Genomic DNA, 17,725 nt, shown 5'->3' with positions numbered 1-17,725 from the left:
GAGAGAAGGGATACGACCGATCTGATGATCATCGCCAAGGGCGGGCAGCGGGAATCGGTGGCGCCGGAGACCCTCGCGCCACAGGTCGCGAGGAAGCTTGAGAACGAGATCATCCAGCAGGGCTGGCCGGTCGGGCAGCTCCTCGGCTCGGAGACCGAACTGCGGGAGAGGTTCGGGGTCTCGCGCTCGGTGCTGCGCGAGGCGATCCGGCTGCTGGAACACCAACTGGTCGCACAGATGCGGCACGGTCCGGGCGGCGGGCTCGTGGTGTGCGCGCCGGACTCGTCTCCGGCGACCCGTGCGCTGGTCATCTACCTGGAGTACGTCGGAACCAGCGTCGGGGACCTCCACCACGCCCGCCTCCTGCTCGAACCGCTCGCGGCCCGGCTGGCCACGCAGTCGGTGACCGAAGAGGAGATCGCCCGGCTGCGCGCGACCGCCGGTCCCTGTCAGCCCGTCGACGCCGATTTCCACGTGCTGGTAGGGCAACTGTCGGGCAACAAGGTGCTACAGCTGTTCACCGAGGTGCTGGCTCGGCTGAGCGGCCAGTATGTTCTGACGTACCAAGACGCGCCGTCGACTGGGGTCGCGGCACCGTGGGTGCACGCGCCGGCCCGGCACGTCGAGGTGGTCGACGCGATGCTCGCCGGCGACGACGCCTCCGCGCAGGTCCGCATGGTCGCGCACCTCACGGAGATCGAGGACTGGCTGCTCACCCACAGCCGTAGCTGGTCATCGGAGCGCATGCTGACTCGCCCCGTCGATCCGCAGCCGGGCCGCGACCCCGCACGCAAGGGAGCAGAGCTTCTCGCGGGCCGCATCCACGACGACATCGTCGGCGAGGGCCACCGGGTCGGCGAAGTCTTCGGATCGGAGTCCGTCCTCCTGGCCCGTTACCAGGTCGGCCGCGCCATGCTCCGAGAGGCCGTGCGGATCCTGGAGCACCACAGCGTCGCGCAGATGCGCCGGGGCCACGGCGGCGGACTGGTCGTCCTGGCGCCCGACCCCACAGCGAGCATCCACACGATCGGTCTTTACCTCAACTACCAGGGCCTGCGCCCCGAGCATCTACTCGTCGTCCGTGAAGCCCTTGAGCTGGGATGCGTCCAGGCCGCCACCGCAGCAGCACGCGGTCCCGCAGCCGCCGCCCGGCTCCGTGCCATGCTCGCGCGCGAAGACATCGGCGAAGGATTCCACTCCCAGCTCGCGGAGATCGCCGGCAACACCGTACTGACCCTGTTCCTGAGCATCGTCACCAGGCTTTGGGCCAGTCAGGGCTTCGGCGAGAGGTCACCGGAAACAACCGGCGATGGTGATGTCCACAAGGCGATCCTTGAGGCCGTCTTGGCCGGAGACGAAGGTCTCGCGCAGCACCGCATGCGTCGCCACCTGCGGACTTTTACCTCTCGGTGGCACTGAGCCCTGTCCGGCTGATCGTGGTCACCGGCCTGGCCCCGTCGATGCGGGGCCGGGCCGGTAGCCACGATCAGCCAAGGTCATGAGGCTCCCGGCCGGCGAGGTGGCGGCCGGCGCGATACCCCATCGTCACGCTGGAACCGATGCACGCGCCCCCGCCGGGATACGTCGCGCCCAGGACCGCGGCGGACGTATTACCCACCGCGTAGAGTCCGTCGATCACCGGGACACGGTTGCCCAGGACACGCGCATCGGCGTCGATCCGGCAGCCGCCATTGGTGCCGAGCGTCCCCGGCCACTGCTGGATCGCCCCGTACGGCGGCCCGACGATGGGCTTGATGGTCACGGTGTCGGGCCCGGTGAGGACGTGGGTCTGGAGCGGATCGGCCCAGTCCGGGTCCTCGCCCTTTTCGGCGTACTCGTTGTAGCGGTCCACCGTTTCCCGTAGCGCGGAAGGTTCGATGCCGAGTTTCTCGGCCAGCTCGCCGATGGAGTCGGCCACCGCCAGCCAGTCCGGCGCCGGCTGGCCTTCCGGACCGGTCAGGCTCATCTCGATTCCGGGTTTGGCACCCATGATTCCCTCGGCGAGGTGCTGGGCGCCGAAAATCACCCAGGCCGGAGGCTTGTTCGCGAATCCGGGGAGCCGCTGGTCGTAGAAGCCGAAAGGGTGTGAGAAGTCGTTGTAGGTAAAGCCGCCGTGCATGAAACGGCGGCCGGATTTGTTGACGATGATCGAGCCGGCACCCAGCCCCATGATCATCTGCGGCAACGGATTCCCGTCCCTGCCCTTCTCCCACGGGTCGTACACGACTCCATAGGAGAAGAAGGTGGTCATCGAGCCCAGCTTGGCTCCGGCCTCCATCGCCATCAGGTGACCGTCGCCGGTATTCGACCATGGGGTCATGGGCTTGACCTCATACCCGATGAAGGTTCTGACCATCTCCGGGTTCCACTCGAAACCGCCGCAGGCCAGGACGACCCCCCTGCGTGCGCCGATCCGGCGTCGACCGCCGTCGCTGTCGCCGACGACTACGCCCACCACCGCCGAGTCGTCGTTGGTGACCAGTTGGAGCGCCGGGGTTCGTGTCCGCACCTGGACACCTCGGTCCACCAGCGCCTTCAGCAGTGGGGCGATCAGACCACCGCCCTTGGCCCGCCAGCCCTCGCGCTGCCGCCTGGCCAGTTCCTCCGGGCCGACCTCGCCGCGGTGCATCTCCGGGAAACTGACCTCGGCAGGCGGCACCCAGGGACCCCGGTTGATCAGCTTCGCCAACTCGCCCAGCTCGGCGCCGGCCGGATAGGGCTTGACCGATACCGACCGCGGAAAGTGCCGCACACCGGGAATCCGATCCCCGATCACGGAGTAATAGTCGTCCAGCGTCAGGTGCGGCTCGCATTCGTACCCGGTGTGGGTCTCCAGGTAGTCCAGCGCCACCGGGGCGGTGTCGACGTAAACCTCGACCAGCGACGGATCGGCCTCCCGTCCGTCGGAGAGGCGATGGATGTACGCGATCGCGTCCTCGCGGGAGTCCTTGTCCGCGATGTGGCGGTTGTTCGGGATCCACATGTCCCCGCCGGAGACCGCGGTGGTACCGCCGATGTATTCGTCCTTCTCGACGACCACGACGCTCGCGCCGCCGTCCCGCGCGAGCAACGCCGAGGTGAGCGCTCCGCCCCCGCTCCCCACCACAACGACGTCGAAGATCTCGTCCCATTGCTGATCTTGACTTCCAGGCACAGCGAACTCCCCAATGCGGTAGGCAAAGGTCGATGAAAGGCAGGTCATGGCGGGGAGGTCTCCGGACGAGGTGCGGCGTCGCACTTCGTCCGGAGATCCCAGGAAGCGATCGTCGAGAAGTGATTCCGGATCAGCCGTTCCAGATGAACCGGTCCGCGACCCGGTGGTGGTTGTAGATCGTCATCTCCTGGTCCTCGCTGAGCCGGTGCCCGTCGAAGCTCGGAGAGTGCATGCCGACCGTGACCTCCTTGGCGTTGGACAGATCCTGGTTGAAGACCTCACCAAGGTCGGCGTCGCGCCAGTTCTCGAAGTACTCCGGCTGGAACTGCCGTTTCTTGTCGTAGTCGGCCATCGGGATCAGGTCGAGGCTGCCGATCTCGAAGAGACAACTGTCCGGGTCGAAGCCGTTGGGTCGGGCCCGGTACATGAACATCGAGCCCTGGTTGGGCAGCAGGATGGTGTTCGGGAAGACGTTCCAGGCGGTGCCGGCCTCGGCCCACTGCTGGGGGGTGATCTCCTTCCAGTCGTAGCCCTCCGCGAGCGACAGGTTTTTGTAGAGCTCAAGGAAGTACTGACCGGCGCTCACGTCCTTCGGAACGTCCGCGGTCTTGAGCGCCTCGGCCGCACGCCAGCTCCGCTCGTTCTCCAGGCCACGCATGTCGTCGGCGATGTACTGCACGCTCAGGGCCACCGCGAGGCGCTCGTCGGTGACGTTGTCGGTGCCCCGCTGGGCCGGGTCCTTACCGGCGTCGTCGGTGATGGTTTGCTTCTTGCGTCCCACAGACGCGTAGTACGCGTGCCGCTCGTAGGCCGTCGTCGGCGCCCACACCCGACTTTCCAGCTCCTGCATCGAGGCGATGTTCGTGTTCGACTTGTCGAACCGGTGCAGTTGCGGGTGTGTCCCGAGGACGTGGTACGCCTCCAGGAATCCGTCGAGCGCGGTCTTCCAGTTGCAGGGCAGGATCACGCCCTTCAGCCACCGATACCGCATGTTCTCCATCTGGAACGGCTCGAAGATCCTCGGAATCGGGTCGAGGTACTCCAGCAGTGGCGCGGCGTCGGGATCCATATTGATGAAGACGAATCCGCCCCATGTCTCCGCCCGCACCCCGACCAGGCCCAGGTCGTCGTCCGACCTCGGCACGAACTCCTCGCGGTCGAGCACCAGCCGGATCGAGCCGTCGAGGTTCCACCGCCAGCCGTGGAACGGGCAGATGAGCGAGCCCACCCGGCCCCGGCCACGGGCCAGTCGTGTGCCACGGTGCCGGCAGGCGTTGTGGTACGCGCGGACCGACGCCCGGGACTCCCGCACGATCAGGATCGAGTGCGAGCCGATCTCGTACTCGACGAAGTTGCCGACACCCGGAAGCTCCTCCAGACGGCAGGCCATGAGCCAGGTCCGCCTGAACATCTTGTCGAGTTCGAGCCGTAGGAACTCGGGGTCGAGATAGCGCGCCTTTGGTACGAACGCGCGGTCGAGCCTGTACTTCTCGGGGACCAGATCAGCGGGGACATCCCCCTGGAACCAGGGCGTCTTGCCACGTAGCCTGGGTTCAAGCACCACAGACACCGAAAATCACTCCTCCACCATTCGTTCTTCTGCGAACGTGCTTCAGCCCGCGTCCGGGCCGGCTATCTCGGCCCCGTCCAGGCGCCGCACCACGTGGATACAATTGCCGGGGCACTCGTCGGCGGCGTCGATCACGTCGAGGCGCAACCGGTTCGAGACGTCGGCCTGGGCCCCCTCCGCCATCAGCAAGTCCCCCTCGTTTCCTTCCTTCACATAGGCCAACCCGTCGCGGCCGAATTCGAAGACGTCAGGCGCTACCTGCACACACAAGCCGTCACCGGTGCAGAGTTTCTGATCGATCCACACCCGCACTTCTTCCTCGTCACTCATCGACCTTGCCTCTCGCCATTCGGGATTGCGCGGCGGTCAGTGTCAGCTAAGACTTTCCCTGGGCGGTCTGGGCCGTCCACCGGGTATTCCACTAAACGGAATCAGCCGTCCTCGGCCATGGTCACGGCGGCGAGGTGCATTTCCCGCTGAGTGTGGGCCGTTCAGCCCCGGCTCGCGTTCGACGCCGCGTGGAGATACGCGAACGGCGACGTGCCTTCCCCTGAGTACTCCATGATCTCGACGAAGTGGCCCAGCTCAGCCGTGAGGTCCACGTAGCCGAAGCGAATGGGGCCACTGCGCCCGTACTGTGCCCAGGACTTGCCGGCACCGGTGACAAGCGCCGATGCCTCGTCGAAGTCCTCGACGCGGAACGCCACGTGATGCAGCGTCGCCGGCATTTCGGGCCGGACGCCGCGATGGTAGAGAGCGACCGCTCCCTCGACCGGGCGGATGATTTCGATGTTGGTCGCTCCCGCGTTGACCAGGGCCACGTCGATGACCCATTCGTCGGCCGGGACACCGTCCACCACCACGAAATCGGAGGACCCCGGTTCGTCGCCGGCCGGGGGGCGCCCGCCGCCCAGTGACGACTTGTAGTGCCTGACGCACTCCACCGTCCCCAGGCTCGACTCCAGGTACGACGTCGCGGCGTCGATGTCGTCAGTCACGTACCCGAGCTGAATGAAATTGCGGAAGAGGTCGCTGAATGATCGCATCTCGTGATCCTTTTCCCGGCGGCGGCGCCGCGCGTCATTTGCTGTTCGTCACCACGACGGATCGCAACAACTCTCCCGTCCGGCGTCAGCGGGTTCCACCGGCCGTCCCGCCAGGCGGAATACAGGGAGGAATTCGGGGGAAGCTGTGCCAGGATGCCGAGGTGACCACATCGAAAAGTGTCGCCTTGGACAAAGACGTGATCGAGCATCGGCTCATCACGATGCGAAAATCGATCGGGCAACTGGAATCGGCCGGGCGGCTCAGCGTCGCTCGCCTGGACGAGAACCCGGCGACCGGGGCAGCGGTCGAACGGTTGCTGGCGATCCTTGACGAACTGGCGTTCGCGATCAACCGGCACGTCGCGTCGGTGATTCTGGGGCAGGTGCCGCAGACCTCCGCAGCTTCGTTCGGCGCGGCCCGAGAAGCGGGACTGCTCGACGAGCGGCTCGCGACCGCGCTTGTGCCGGAGGAAGGTCCGCACAATGTTCTCGTGCAACTTCACCTGGACAGCGAGCCGGAGGCGATCGAGGCCATCATGTCCGACGCGATTTCCGGGTACCGCGAGTATGCGCGGCAGGTCACCGAGTGGGCGGGCTCGCGTTCCTGACCGCTGACGAGGCGTCGGCACATGGCGGTGCGGGCGAAGTCGCGCGTACCGCTCGACGCCTCGCCCGCGCGACCCGCACCGCGGATCTCCGACACGCCCTGGAGACGCAGCAGGAAGGGTTTCCTCTCACGGCCGACCGGTGAGGAAACCCTTCCTTTCTCGCGTCCGGATCAGGCCGGCGGAGGGGTGAACTTGTGTCCCCAGAAAGCACCTTCGGTGATCTCGTAGGTCGGCTGCTCGCCTTCGACACGGAGGCCGTCGAAGCCGAACTCGATCGCGTACCGCTCCGGCGAGTACACATAGAACGAGACCATGTGGTCGTTCGTGTGCTTGCCGAGAGTGTTCATCAGCGGGATGCCGAGCTTCTCGGCCCGGTCCAGCGCGAGCCCGACGTCATCCAGGCTGGCCCCCTCAAGCATGAGGTGGATCAGCCGACCCGGTCCGGGTGCCGACGTCACACCGATGGTGTGGTGTCGGTCGTTGGAGCTGAGGAACCACACCGTGCGATCACGGCCACCCATGGTGTTGCGCTCGTAGAAGCCGAGCACATCGGTGTAGAACTCCTTCAGCGCCCGGCCGTTCTCGCCGGTGACGATGACGTGGCCCATGCCCATGTCGCCGGTCACGAACGCGCTCACGGTGGGTAGCCGGACCGGGACGTGGTCCAGGATCGGGCCGTAGAAGAGCTCGATCGGGTTGCCACCAGGATCGTCGAAGCGGACGAAGCCGGTGACCCGCCGCTGGTCGCTCTCCGCGTCCGTCCCCTCGACCACCTTGATGCCGGTGCTCGCCACCTCGCTCGCGATCCGGCGCATGTCGCGCTCGTTGAGGACCTCCAGACCCAGTGCGGTCATCTTGCTCTCGGAGCCCCTGGAGACGACCAGCCTGGCCGGATAGTCGTCCATCCGGTACCGCAGCGACTCATCTTCCTCATCGGCCACCGGCATCAGGCCGAGGAAGTCACCCGCGAAGGTCTTCCAAGCTTCGAGGTCGGTCGAGTCCAGCCGCACATAGCCGAGCGAATGAATGGGCATTCATGAACTCCTTTCAGTACCAAGGAACTGATCAACGCGATCTGGCCGTGATCTCATCGGCGGGCCCAGTGCGAGTCGTCATGCCACGTGGTTTCGACCAGCGACATGGGCTCGTCCCAGCATTCCGTGTACGTCGCGCCTCGGAGACCCGCGGTGAGGACATAGGGCGTGCCCGCCTCAACGGTGAAGAATCCGCCGGCACTCACGCCATCGGTCCGTTTGCCGTCCTCGGTCTCGACCGTGAGCTCCCCGTCTATGACGATGATGAGCTGCGGCAGATTGTGGTGTCGTTTGGGCAGGGTGAAGCCGGGTCGAATACGCCGTCCCCGCCATTTGAAGGCGGGTTCGATCCGCGCCGAAGCCCACATCGCCCCGTCGAAGGTCCTGGCGATGTCGACCGGCGCGGCTTCGAACTTGCCGCCGTCGTTCCAGTAGAAGCTCGGATCAGCCTGGTCGAAGTGGAGTGTCTCCCACCCGTCGTCATCGGCGAGATCGGTGAAGAATATAGGCACGAGCACAGGATTCGCCGTCTGCTCGACCAGAGGCAACACGCGATCCCGCTGGGCGGAACGGCGCCGGATTGAACGAGAGCGTTCCATTCACCGGGATGGTGCGGCGACAGATCCCAGAGGGCTCACCATATCCTCCGTGCATGTCGATTTCCCTGGATAGCCTGGTAGACGCCGACGGGTGGATCCCGATGCCGTTGGACCAGCAGAACAACCCGTCTTACCTGTGGGAGGACGGCCGGCCACTTGCCGACGCACCGGTGGACTTTGCGGCGACGTTCGGCGAGTCGATGTGGGTCACCACCAAACCGATCGATCTTCCCGTTTTCAACCGCAATCCCCTGCGGGTCGTGCCGGGTTTCATGGTTCCGCGGCACAGTCACAACATCGACGAGACCGTGCTCATTCTCAAAGGCGAATACCTCATAGAATTCGGCGGCCCGGAGAAGCCGGAGAGCGTGCGCGTCGGGGCCGGCAGCTTCTTCACCAGCCGGGCAGGCACGCCTTACACGATGACGGCCGGCCCTGAGGGCGTCACCTACATCGAGACGTGGGGTGTGCCGGTCAGCAAGCTCAAGACCTTCTGGTGCGACTACGGCTGGGTCCACCGCTGATGCCCCGACATGGCGGTGGGTGAGAACTCGGTTCCACCGTCCATTCCAAGGGCAGACACCGGGCGAAGTACACCTTTGCCCGGGCCACCCTGCCCCCTCCTGGGCCGCCGTGGCGCCCTCTTTCGCCTTGCGATTCACGGCGCCCGACCCCGCTCACTGATCCAGCCCAATCCAAACGAAAGACCTTAGTCGTAGACGGTGGTCTCGCCGAAGACCGCCGCGTGCTCCAGCACATCCTCCAAGGGGTCGTCGATCTGGCCGATCGAGACCAGGGCGACACCGTTGTGCGAGTCCTTGTGGGTTTCGTCGGCGGCGGCGGTGGAGGCAGGAAGTACGGCCGCCAGCCCCGCCGCGCCAAGAAGTGTCAGGGTGATTTTGGCCTTCATGTCGTTTCGCCCATCTGCTCATCGCTACCGCCGTCGTATACCTGTCGGCCGGTGCAACTATCCGATCGGCTCCCAGGTCACGGGTGCACACCACATCCGTGTACGTTCACCCGTGCGGCCTTCGTGCCGTGAGCCTCGCCGACCGTAACGACCTCGCCGTGCCCTTGGCCGCTGTCGCTTTTCAGTAAACAGTTGGCCAGAGCGAAGGCATCCTCGGTTTTGGGGTGGGTCGTGCCCAGCCGGGTGTTTAGGATCAGCGCGCCCCTGCGCGCGAGGTTCGCCGCGGTCGGGTCGTTCAACGCGTGCACGGCTCGGGCCTTGAGCAGCAGGGCGTACCCGACGTACAGGTGGTCCGGCGCGTAACTGGCCTCGCGGATCCGTAGCGCCCGGGAAATCAGTGGCACGGCAACGGCGTGGTCGTCCATGTCGAGGTGGATACTCGCCAGCGCAATCAAGTCGAAGCTCACGTAAGGGTCGTCCGGTCCGTACGCCGCCTCGTCGATCCGCAGCGCCCGCTCGGCCAAGGGCACCGCCGCCTCATGATCACCGAGAAGGTGTCGGATGCGCGCCAGGGTGGCCAAGTCCGTCGCGATGGCGGGACTGTCCGCCGACAGACAGGACTCGTGCAGGCTCAGAGCACGTTCCGCCATCGGACGCGCTCGCTCCGGCGCGCCGCGGTCCCGGTGGATCTGCGCCAAAGTGATCAGGTCGAAGCCGATTTCCGCGTCTCTCTGTTCGAGCGATTCGTCGATCGCGAGGGCACGCTCACACAGGGGCAGTGCCACCTGGTGGTCCCCGATCGAAAGGAGGAACACCGACGCCAGCCTCAGCAGCGTCGCCGTCTCCGCAGCACACTCGGTCGGCGGCTCGTCCTTGGCCACCACGAGTGCGTGCGGGAGCAGTGCCTGCCATCGCGATCGCGCATCCGGGTCACCGTGGATGTCGTGTGGCACTGCCGCGAGCAGCGCCCGGCACAGTCGCCCCCGAGCGTCGGTGCGCACGTCGTCCGGCATCGCGGCGCGGATGGCGGCCTGCACCAGTCGGTGCAGCACCAGGGAGGAGGCACCGCGCCTCGCGAGTCCCAGGCCGGCCAGAGCACCGACCGTCGTGTCCCACGCCACCGGGTCGGCCGCCGCCGCAATCAGTGTTTCCGTGCTGCCGCTGAACAGGTCCAGTGGGATCGGCTCCGGTGCCAGCAGGGCACACAGCTCCAGCAGCCGCATCGCTTGCGGCTGTCTGATCTCCAGCTTTCGCACGCTGAGCTGCCACAGGGTCGCGACCACTACCGTCGGCCGGTCCGCCAACTCGCCCAGCGCGATCATGTCCTCCAGCCGCGACGTCAGCAGAGTCAGGTACTCCTCAGGCGCGGTCTGGTTGTAGTCCATGTACCCGGCCGCCTGTTCCAGCGCCAGCGGCAGGTCCCCCAGGTGCTCAGTGATCCGGTCCGCCACCACCGTGGTCATGCCGCACACCCGCCGGGCTAGCAGCTCCACCGCCTCCGGCCTGGTGAACACGTCCAGGTCGATGACGCCGGCTCTGCTCGACCAGCCGCGCAACCTGGTCGTGACGATGACGTGACCGTTGCTCCCCAGGTCACCCGACGGCAGGGCGTGCATGAGCGTGCCCGGTCTCTCCCCGTTGTCGAAGATGATCAGCCAGGGCCCGTGGTCCACCAAAGTGCCGTACACCCGTGGGATGACCTGTTCGGAACTCACGTCCGCCAGTCCCAGTTCCCTGGCCAGCGACGCGAACTGTGACGCCACCAGATCGGGATCCTCGGCGTCCACGAACGCCACGAACCGGTAGGCCGACCGGTAGAGGTAGGCGTACTCGACGGCGAGCTGTGTCTTGCCGACACCACCCAGCCCGTGCACGACCTGCATCGCGCCATCGTCACCCGAGGTGAGGCGCTGCCGTAACTCCCGCAATGTGGCGTCGCGGCCGGTGAAGTGGGTGTTGCGCGGCGGCAGCCGATAGGTCGCCGGACGGGGCCGCGAGCCCGATGAACGCGCCGCCGGTACGCGGACCTCCTTGACAGCGGTCTCGAACAGGTCGGTGAGCGTGGCATGGTCACTCCGCAGCCGCGCGAGTTCCTCCTCGGAGGAGAGGTTGATCCGACCGGCGTGCGCGGCGCTGACGCAGGCGGTCACGTAGGCCGCGACCCGCTCCCACGGGGGCGGCTTGGTGAACTTGCCTGCCAGCAGATCCGACAGCGACGACCGAGTGAGGACCTTGTTCCCGTCGTGGGCCAGCAGTTGCGCCTGGGTGGGTGACCCCGAGGACGTACGCAACCGCTGCAACCGGTTGACGAACCAGCTTTGGGGTGAGGTCGGTCCCCTCATATGCGCCGCTTTCCCTCGTCTCGCTCTCCGGAGTCGTCCGGACTTCGAAGCCCAGAAATGTATCTCATCCAGCGGGGGAGCCCAGCGGATCCGGACTCCTCCGAGACCGCCGTACCAAAGCGGCGCCACCCCTCAACGTAGACGGCGGCACAGGTGCCGCAGCAGCCGTCCGTGGTTCGTCGGCTCCGGCTGCTGGTTCCGCACAACCGGGCGGCGCCACGGGCGGCGTGCCAAGAATCTGAACTCCGAGGGGATCAATCATGGAACTCAAGGGAAACGTCATTCGAATCGCCGGCGCAGGCGCGGCGATCGCATTCAGCTCGACGCTGCTGGTAGGCACCGCAACCTCGGCGCAGGCGGCGCCGGTGTACTACCAGGTGATCAACGGCAACAGCAGCAACTCCTGCCTCCAGGTGAACATCTCGGGAGGCAAGGGCAACCTCGTCCTCGGCAACTGTGACCGCAGCGCGAAGCAGGTGTGGACGATCATCGGCGGCATTTTCAGGAACCCGACTTCAGGCCACTGCCTCGACGGAAACGGCGCGGACGTCTACACGTTCCCGTGCAACGGCGGCGGGTTTCAGAAGTGGACGACCACGTCCGGCAGCCCGAAGTCCATCAAGCACAACCAGAGCGGCAAGTACTTGGACGCGAACGGAAAGGTCGGGGCCGAGGTCGTCTTCAAACCCACCATCGCGACGGCGTCCCGCTGGGTGATCGACCAGGTGTGAACCGGCTGACCCCGTGAGCGCGGCGGGCCGTCCCCACGGGCGGCCCGCCGTCCCGGAAGGCACCGGTGTCTTTGCCGCTTGTCGGTAACCACGTGTGCCAGGCACAACCCCAGGGCGTCGGCGTAGTCGCTTGACGCGAGGATCGTGATGGTCCTTCAGTTCGACTGGTTCCGGCGGGATGCGGACTTCGCGCGGCCGTGGGTGCGCAGAACAGCCGCACCGCTCCGCCGAGCAGGGTGCGTTGGAGCGCAGCCACAGCGACACGTCGACCGCAAGGACCAGTTGACCGTCGGGAAAGCACGGCAAGGGTCTCCAGGTCCTGACGCGGTGAGGGTGTCATGCTGCCGGTGCTCGGGTTCCGGCGCTCGGGAGGGCAACGACCGTCTCCGCCCATCACGGCCGTCCTTTTCGATGGGTGGATTCCCGGTCCTGCTCCGGGAGAGCACGGGCGGAGTTCGCGTACCGGATCGCGGTCTTCTCACTGAGGCCGAAGACCTCGGCGAGGTGGAGCGGGCCGGGGCCGTGAGCGAGGGCTTCTTCCCTCTGGCGGTCCACGCGGAGTCGTTCCAGGGTGGTGGCGGTCTGGCGGTCTGGCGGTGCAGTGCCGGTCCGGCGACCGGGCGGTCGTCGTCCTTGGCGAACACCGTGACCGCCACGAGCCGGTCACCAGGTCGGAGGCGACCTCCTCGGTGGCGACCTTCTCGCGGAAGTCTGGAACCCGGCCGGGAGCGATCACGTGCTACAGGGTGAGGGTGTCTGCGTCAGGGGGAGTTCACGCGGACGCCGCCCGAGGTACGTACGTCACCGACCGCCGGTCCGGGCCGGAGACAGGAGAGAGACACCATGCCCGGTACGCTCCCGAACGCCGGCCGTGCTCCGGCCGGTCCGGATCGGCGCCGGCTGCTCCTCGGGCTTGTCCCGGCCGCCGTCGCACTGGCCGGCTGCGGCAGTTCGGGTGACGGCGGACGGAGCGACCGGCCGCCCCTCGCGCTGGTCTACGGCGGCCCCCAGGGCTGCCCCGACTGCCCATCGGCGATCGCCGCCCTGCTGCGCCGGGCGCCACAGTCCTTCCGGGTCAGATACGTGGGCCCCGGCACCGGGGTCCCCCTGACCGCCGACGCGCTGGCCGGGGCACGGTTGTACGTCCAGCCCGGCGGCGGCTCCGACCTCGACGGAGCCTGGCGGGACCTGCGCGGTTCGGCGAAGGTGCTGCGCGACTGGGTCCGGGAGGGCGGCAGCTACCTGGGCCTGTGCTTCGGCGCCTACCTCGCCGGACGCGACCCCGGTTTCGGCCTGCTGCCCGGCGACACCGATGGATACATCGACCTCCCGGACACCACGGTCCACGACCAGCGGGACACCGTGGTGCCGGTGAACTGGCGTGGCAGACGGCGGCACATGTACTTCCAGGACGGGCCGGCCTTCCTCCTCGACAAGGGCGCCGACGTCGACGTCCTCGCGACCTACGCCAACGGGGCCGCCGCCGTTGTCGTCGCCCCGTACGGCAAGGGCCGGGTCGGGGTCAGCGGCCCCCACCCGGAAGCCGACCGCTCCTGGTACGAGGACGCGGGGCTGAAGAATCCCGACGGCATCCGTTTCGACCTGGCCGACGAACTGATCGACAGGACCATCGGACCACGCTGAGACCCCGCATGACCCGGCAGCGGCGGCACGGCGCAACAGGACGCAGCGCTGAAACAGCCGGCCACGGGCGGCACACGGGCTCATCGGGACGGTGGTGAGCAGTCGCTACGTCAGGGCGCGCACACCACCCCCGAGCACTGCGCCGCCTCGGCGTTCCCGCTCGCTCGGATGCCGCCCGCGTCCGTGTTGCCCTGGTCGGCGTAGATGCCCCAGGCGCGGTTGTCACTGGCGGAGTTGGACTGGAGGGTGTGGGCCGACTTGGAGACGTGGATGCCGTCGGAGGAGTTGGTGTTCGCGGTGTTGTGCAGGAGGCGGTTTCCGGCGCCGGGTGACGCGTCGCCGACGACGTGGATGCCCCGCGAGTCGTTGCGGTTGGCCTGGTTGAGTTCGACGGTGTTGTTGAGGGACTGCTCCAGGCTGATGCCGTCGCCCGTGGTGTCGTTGGCGATGTTGGAACGGATCAGGTTGTTGTCGGAGTAGATCAGCTCGATGCCGCCGGGGTTCGCGCTGACGTCGTTGCCGGTGAGGGTGGAGCCGTGGGCGGAGCGCAGGGCGATGCCGCTGTCGCCGCCGTGAGTGAGAGTGTTGGACAGCAGCCGGTTGCCGGTGGAGTCGGAGACGGACAGACCGGCGTCCGAGTTCTGGGTCGAGGTGTTGCCCTGCACGAGATTGTCGTTCGAGCCGAGTTGCAGCACGATCGCGCCGTCGCTGCTGCCAGTGACGGTATTGGTGAGCAGGGTGTTGTCGCTGGAACCGGTGAGGATCAGACCGCCGTCACCGCTGTCGTTGATCTCATTGCCCTCCAGGTGGTTGCCGGTCGAGTCCTCGAACAGGATGCCCTCACCCTGGTTCGAGGTGACCGTGTTGTCGGTGACGCTGTTGCCGCTGGAGCCGCCCGTGAAGGCGATGCCTCTCCGGGACTGCCACTCCACGGCGTTGGCCCGGATCCGGTTGTTCGTGTCGGCGTTGTTGAGTTCGATGCCCGCCAGTTCGTTGTACTGGAGGGTGAGGCGCTCCACGACGCTGCCCGAGGTGCCCGGGTTCAGCAGGACGCCGTGGTCGAACTCCTGCACCCGGGCAGGGGTGCCGGCGCTGTTGGTGAGGGTCGTGTTGTCGAAGCCGTTGTTGCGGATCCCGACGCCCAGTCCGACGCCGTCGACGGTGTGCCCGTTGAGGTCGACGGTGATGCCCTCACTGCCGATGACCAGGCCGTCTCCGGGGCAGTTGAGCAGGTCGGCGTCGAGGATGACGCCGGCCGTGATGGTCTGACCGCAGGAGAGCCGCTGAGCGGCGTGGGCTGTCGGCGCGGAGGTCAGGGTGCCGAACAGTACGGTGGTGCCCACCGCGACCAGCCACCCCGAGCACAGCGTCCTGGAAAGGCGCATCATGCCGGACTCCTTCTGTCATGGCATCGCGCACCGGTCGCGCGGGCGAGGTGCGAGCCCGTCCGGGGCGCGACAAGGCGGACCGCCCGCCTCCCGCTCAGAGTCAAGCGAAAGTATGTCGACTGCCATGGATCGGCAAAGAATGACTCAAGACGGGTGAAGGATGACGTCAAACGCCCCTCCGGGGCGGGGGCCTGGCTACGGCGAGTTGCTCGGGTCGTCACCGTCGACAGCATCCTGATCCAAAGCACCCCCTACGCCGGGCGGCGGCGACAGGTGAGCAGCCAGGGGGATGCTGCGTCCGACAAGTACCACCCTCGAACGCGCCCCGGCTCGTAGGGCCGCCGTGCCCGTGGCACCCCGGCGGCAGGGTGACGCGGGGCCCACCCGGCGCTCGAAGAACTCGTCCGGGAAGTCCCCTGCCTCGGCCTGGACGTCGTCCTCGGGCAGGACGAACACGTTGCGGGTCCGGAAGCTGTGGCCCAGTTCCGGCGACGGCGCGGGGGCTGTGGTGGCGGCTATTGGGGAGGCGGCGGAACGGCGTCCGCGAGGATCGCGCGGCGGGTGCTGAGGGCGGCGGCCAGAAGGCTTTCGTCCAGTCTCATCTCGGCGTCGCGGGTGGAGTCGTTGACGGGGATGCGGGTACGCCTGTCGATCAGCGCCGTCACGGCCGGCAGCGCGGGGCGCGCGTGACCGCCCATCCGGGCGAGACCCGCCAGGTAGTACTCGCCGACCGCGTAGTCGGCCAGGTGGGGTGTCATGAGGGCGAGCAGCCGGGACAGTGCGGAAGGACCGGCGTGCCGCAGCCACAGCGGGGCGCACTCCGCCTGTGAGCGGCCGGGCCGGCGGAAGGTCAGGTTGTACAGCTGGGCCGCCTGTCGGAAGGTCAGCGGGCCGGCGTCCAGCAAGGCATCGAAGATCTCGGAGGCGTGAGCGAGGCGGGCGATGCCCACAGGCTTGGCGGCGAGGAGCGCGGAGGCGGATGCGCTGTCGTACGCCGTCACGGTGGTCGGGATCCGGCGGGCCCTCGGGGACGGTGTGAAGGGGACTTCGGCGAGGAGAACTCCGTGCGTCCGCATCGCCGCCTCGGAGATCGAGGCTGTCGTCAGGGCCGCACCAAGAGCCGGGGTGACCCTCTGGCCGCAGTGCTGGACGAGCAGCGGCAACAGCCTGACCGGGGCCGCCCGCCAGTCGTGGCACGCCTCGCGGGCCAGGTCGGCGCCGATGTCCCGGGTGGCGGGGTCCGCGAGGAGGCGGGCCACGAAGGCATACGTGTCGTGCTCGCGCCTCAGTCCGTACAGGGCCTGGCCCCAGATGCGCCCGATGCCCTCCAGGTGGTGCGCGGCCTCCCGGACGTCGTCGAGGAGTGCGGCGTCCAGGGAACGCCATCGCGTGGGTGGCGCTGCCCGCAGCGTCTCCAGGTGGGCGAGGAAGCGGACTGACGCGAGGTCATCATTCGTCAGGTGGGCGGCGGTCGGGCCAAGCGCCTTGGCCAGGATGGTGCGCACGACAGGATCGGCGAGTTCGCCGAGGGCCGCGAGAACCTGGCCGGGCTGCCCGCAGTAGCCGAGTAGGCACGCGGCTCGGCGCCGTACCTCCTCGTCGGGGTCACTGAGCCGGGCCACTGCGGCGTTGACGGCCTCTGGCCATGGCCGTTCGCGGGCCAGGCTATGGAGGAGGTCCAACGCCTCTCGGCGTACGAAGGGGGTGTCGGCGTCGGCGAGCCGGAGTAGCCGGGTGGCGACGGGGCCGGTGCGGTCGGCGCGTATCGCCTCGAAGAGCGCGATACGGGAAGGGTGCGCGGGTGTCGTGGCGGTGCCGTCGGCCACGTCATCGTCCGGCCACGTCATCGGGCGGGGCGGAGGCCGCCCTTCCGTACCGGAGCTTCGATCATGCGGCCGATCATCCCACACGACACAACGGCTCGGGCAGGGCGTTGCGGCCTGAGCACAGTACGTGGCGAAACTCGCCAACTGAAGTGAGTCACACCCGGACCGCGTCGGTCCGGGGCTCGCCCGCGTATCCGCAGAAGCCCTTCATCGGGCCGTGGCAGTTGAACCCCAGCGGCGTGGGGATGCCGTTGCCGTCGGGGGAGAGGGTGAAGCCGAGCCCGGCGTAGAAGTCCATCAGCTCCGGTTCGTGCGTGACGTACAGGACGGCGCTTGTGCGTCATGCTCCCTCTTAACGGCACGGCCGTGCGGCCGTGCCGTTTCAGGAGCTGGTTGTAGTAGGCCGCCGACGGCAGTGGCCGGGCGTCGGGCGGGAGGTGGGCCGGCTTCCGGTCGGGCAGGGAGGTGACCGTGTCGCCGGGCTCATCCTGCGGCTGGACGGGTCGGGTGGGAGTGGGCTTCACGGGCTCGGTGACGCTCTCGTCTTCGGCGGCCTCGCGGGCCCCAAGCGCGACCGGGTCCGCGGTCAGGGCGCCGGCCCGGTGGGCCCCGGCGAGTCCGGCGACGACGTGCTCGTGTTCCATGTGGCGGCTCATCAGCAGCACCTCGATCCCTGGCTTCCGGACCGCCTCGGCCTCCGCCGGGCGCATCGCCCCCTGCTTCCGGGCGGCACACGTCCAGGGCCCACACCAGCCCCTTCGTCCCTGAGGCAGGGACGCGAGCGCATCCGTGCACGAACAACGCTCGCGTCGTCCGTGCACGGATTTCTTGGTGTGGGCCCGTGCCTTCAGCGGGTTCCCGAACGGGCCGGAC

General features: G+C 67.7%; 16 protein-coding genes. 5 read left to right on the top strand and 11 right to left on the bottom strand.

What is annotated here, in order from left to right; translation table 11 throughout:
• The first annotated feature begins 24 nt into the window (after window positions 1–24).
• Window positions 25–1,419 carry a FadR/GntR family transcriptional regulator gene (locus ACFVT5_RS37255; protein ID WP_389897573.1) on the top strand — a complete coding sequence of 465 codons (1,395 nt, stop codon included), beginning with the start codon at window positions 25–27 and terminating at the stop codon, window positions 1,417–1,419.
• 67 nt (window positions 1,420–1,486) lie between these two features.
• Here ACFVT5_RS37255 and ACFVT5_RS37250 read toward each other — a convergent pair whose 3' ends face one another.
• The 4 genes from ACFVT5_RS37250 to ACFVT5_RS37235 all read right to left on the bottom strand — a co-directional run bounded on the left by ACFVT5_RS37250 (window position 1,487) and on the right by ACFVT5_RS37235 (window position 5,770).
• On the bottom strand, window positions 1,487–3,154 hold the full coding sequence (locus ACFVT5_RS37250) for an FAD-dependent oxidoreductase (protein WP_389897571.1): 1,668 nt from the start codon (window positions 3,152–3,154) through the stop codon (window positions 1,487–1,489).
• Window positions 3,155–3,284: 130 nt separating this feature from the next.
• On the bottom strand, window positions 3,285–4,724 hold the full coding sequence (locus tag ACFVT5_RS37245) for an SRPBCC family protein (protein WP_389897569.1): 1,440 nt from the start codon (window positions 4,722–4,724) through the stop codon (window positions 3,285–3,287).
• Between the two features lie 42 nt (window positions 4,725–4,766).
• On the bottom strand, window positions 4,767–5,054 hold the full coding sequence (locus tag ACFVT5_RS37240; RefSeq protein WP_389897567.1) for a ferredoxin: 288 nt from the start codon (window positions 5,052–5,054) through the stop codon (window positions 4,767–4,769).
• 161 nt (window positions 5,055–5,215) lie between these two features.
• Window positions 5,216–5,770 carry a VOC family protein gene (locus ACFVT5_RS37235; RefSeq protein ID WP_389897565.1) on the bottom strand — a complete coding sequence of 185 codons (555 nt, stop codon included), beginning with the start codon at window positions 5,768–5,770 and terminating at the stop codon, window positions 5,216–5,218.
• Here ACFVT5_RS37235 and ACFVT5_RS37230 point away from each other — a divergent pair.
• Window positions 5,761–6,378 carry a HepT-like ribonuclease domain-containing protein gene (locus ACFVT5_RS37230; RefSeq protein WP_389897562.1) on the top strand — a complete coding sequence of 206 codons (618 nt, stop codon included), beginning with the start codon at window positions 5,761–5,763 and terminating at the stop codon, window positions 6,376–6,378. The genes ACFVT5_RS37235 and ACFVT5_RS37230 overlap by 10 nt on opposite strands.
• A 170-nt stretch (window positions 6,379–6,548) precedes the next feature.
• On the opposite strand, the gene ACFVT5_RS37225 is transcribed toward ACFVT5_RS37230, so the two are convergent.
• Together ACFVT5_RS37225 and ACFVT5_RS37220 are read right to left on the bottom strand one after the other, a co-directional pair.
• Window positions 6,549–7,412 (bottom strand): VOC family protein, encoded by an 864-nt coding sequence (locus tag ACFVT5_RS37225; protein WP_389897558.1) that lies wholly within the window; start codon window positions 7,410–7,412, stop codon window positions 6,549–6,551.
• 53 nt (window positions 7,413–7,465) lie between these two features.
• Complete coding sequence (locus ACFVT5_RS37220) at window positions 7,466–8,011, bottom strand: cupin domain-containing protein (protein WP_389897556.1); 546 nt, start codon at window positions 8,009–8,011, stop codon at window positions 7,466–7,468.
• Between the two features lie 53 nt (window positions 8,012–8,064).
• Here ACFVT5_RS37220 and ACFVT5_RS37215 point away from each other — a divergent pair, with 53 nt between their 5' ends.
• A complete protein-coding gene (locus tag ACFVT5_RS37215) occupies window positions 8,065–8,535 on the top strand; it encodes a hypothetical protein (protein ID WP_389897554.1) in 471 nt (156 codons plus the stop codon).
• 185 nt (window positions 8,536–8,720) lie between these two features.
• Here ACFVT5_RS37215 and ACFVT5_RS37210 read toward each other — a convergent pair whose 3' ends face one another.
• Entirely contained in the window at window positions 8,721–8,921 is a 201-nt protein-coding gene (locus tag ACFVT5_RS37210) for a hypothetical protein (protein WP_389897551.1), read from the bottom strand.
• Window positions 8,922–8,998: 77 nt separating this feature from the next.
• On the bottom strand, window positions 8,999–11,263 hold the full coding sequence (fxsT, locus tag ACFVT5_RS37205) for an FxSxx-COOH system tetratricopeptide repeat protein (RefSeq protein ID WP_389897549.1): 2,265 nt from the start codon (window positions 11,261–11,263) through the stop codon (window positions 8,999–9,001).
• Window positions 11,264–11,523: 260 nt separating this feature from the next.
• On the opposite strand from fxsT, the gene ACFVT5_RS37200 reads away from it, so the two are divergent.
• Together ACFVT5_RS37200 and ACFVT5_RS37195 are read left to right on the top strand one after the other, a co-directional pair.
• Window positions 11,524–11,994 carry a ricin-type beta-trefoil lectin domain protein gene (locus ACFVT5_RS37200; protein WP_389897547.1) on the top strand — a complete coding sequence of 157 codons (471 nt, stop codon included), beginning with the start codon at window positions 11,524–11,526 and terminating at the stop codon, window positions 11,992–11,994.
• Window positions 11,995–12,837: 843 nt separating this feature from the next.
• On the top strand, window positions 12,838–13,638 hold the full coding sequence (locus ACFVT5_RS37195; RefSeq protein WP_389897545.1) for a BPL-N domain-containing protein: 801 nt from the start codon (window positions 12,838–12,840) through the stop codon (window positions 13,636–13,638).
• A gap of 110 nt (window positions 13,639–13,748) precedes the next feature.
• On the opposite strand, the gene ACFVT5_RS37190 is transcribed toward ACFVT5_RS37195, so the two are convergent.
• From ACFVT5_RS37190 to ACFVT5_RS37180, 3 genes are all read right to left on the bottom strand, one after another.
• Window positions 13,749–15,026 (bottom strand): nitrous oxide reductase family maturation protein NosD, encoded by a 1,278-nt coding sequence (locus ACFVT5_RS37190; protein WP_389897543.1) that lies wholly within the window; start codon window positions 15,024–15,026, stop codon window positions 13,749–13,751.
• 515 nt (window positions 15,027–15,541) lie between these two features.
• Entirely contained in the window at window positions 15,542–16,873 is a 1,332-nt protein-coding gene (locus ACFVT5_RS37185) for a HEAT repeat domain-containing protein (RefSeq protein WP_389897541.1), read from the bottom strand.
• A gap of 133 nt (window positions 16,874–17,006) precedes the next feature.
• Window positions 17,007–17,150, bottom strand: a complete 144-nt coding sequence (locus ACFVT5_RS37180) for a hypothetical protein (RefSeq protein ID WP_389897539.1) — start codon at window positions 17,148–17,150, stop codon at window positions 17,007–17,009.
• Window positions 17,151–17,725 lie beyond the last annotated feature (575 nt).

It is taken from the genome of Streptomyces sp. NPDC058001 (genome assembly GCF_042886315.1).
GTDB lineage: Bacteria > Actinomycetota > Actinomycetes > Streptomycetales > Streptomycetaceae > Streptomyces.
Note: the sequence above shows the minus strand (reverse complement) of the source record. Positions and strands in the feature narration are given on the sequence as shown.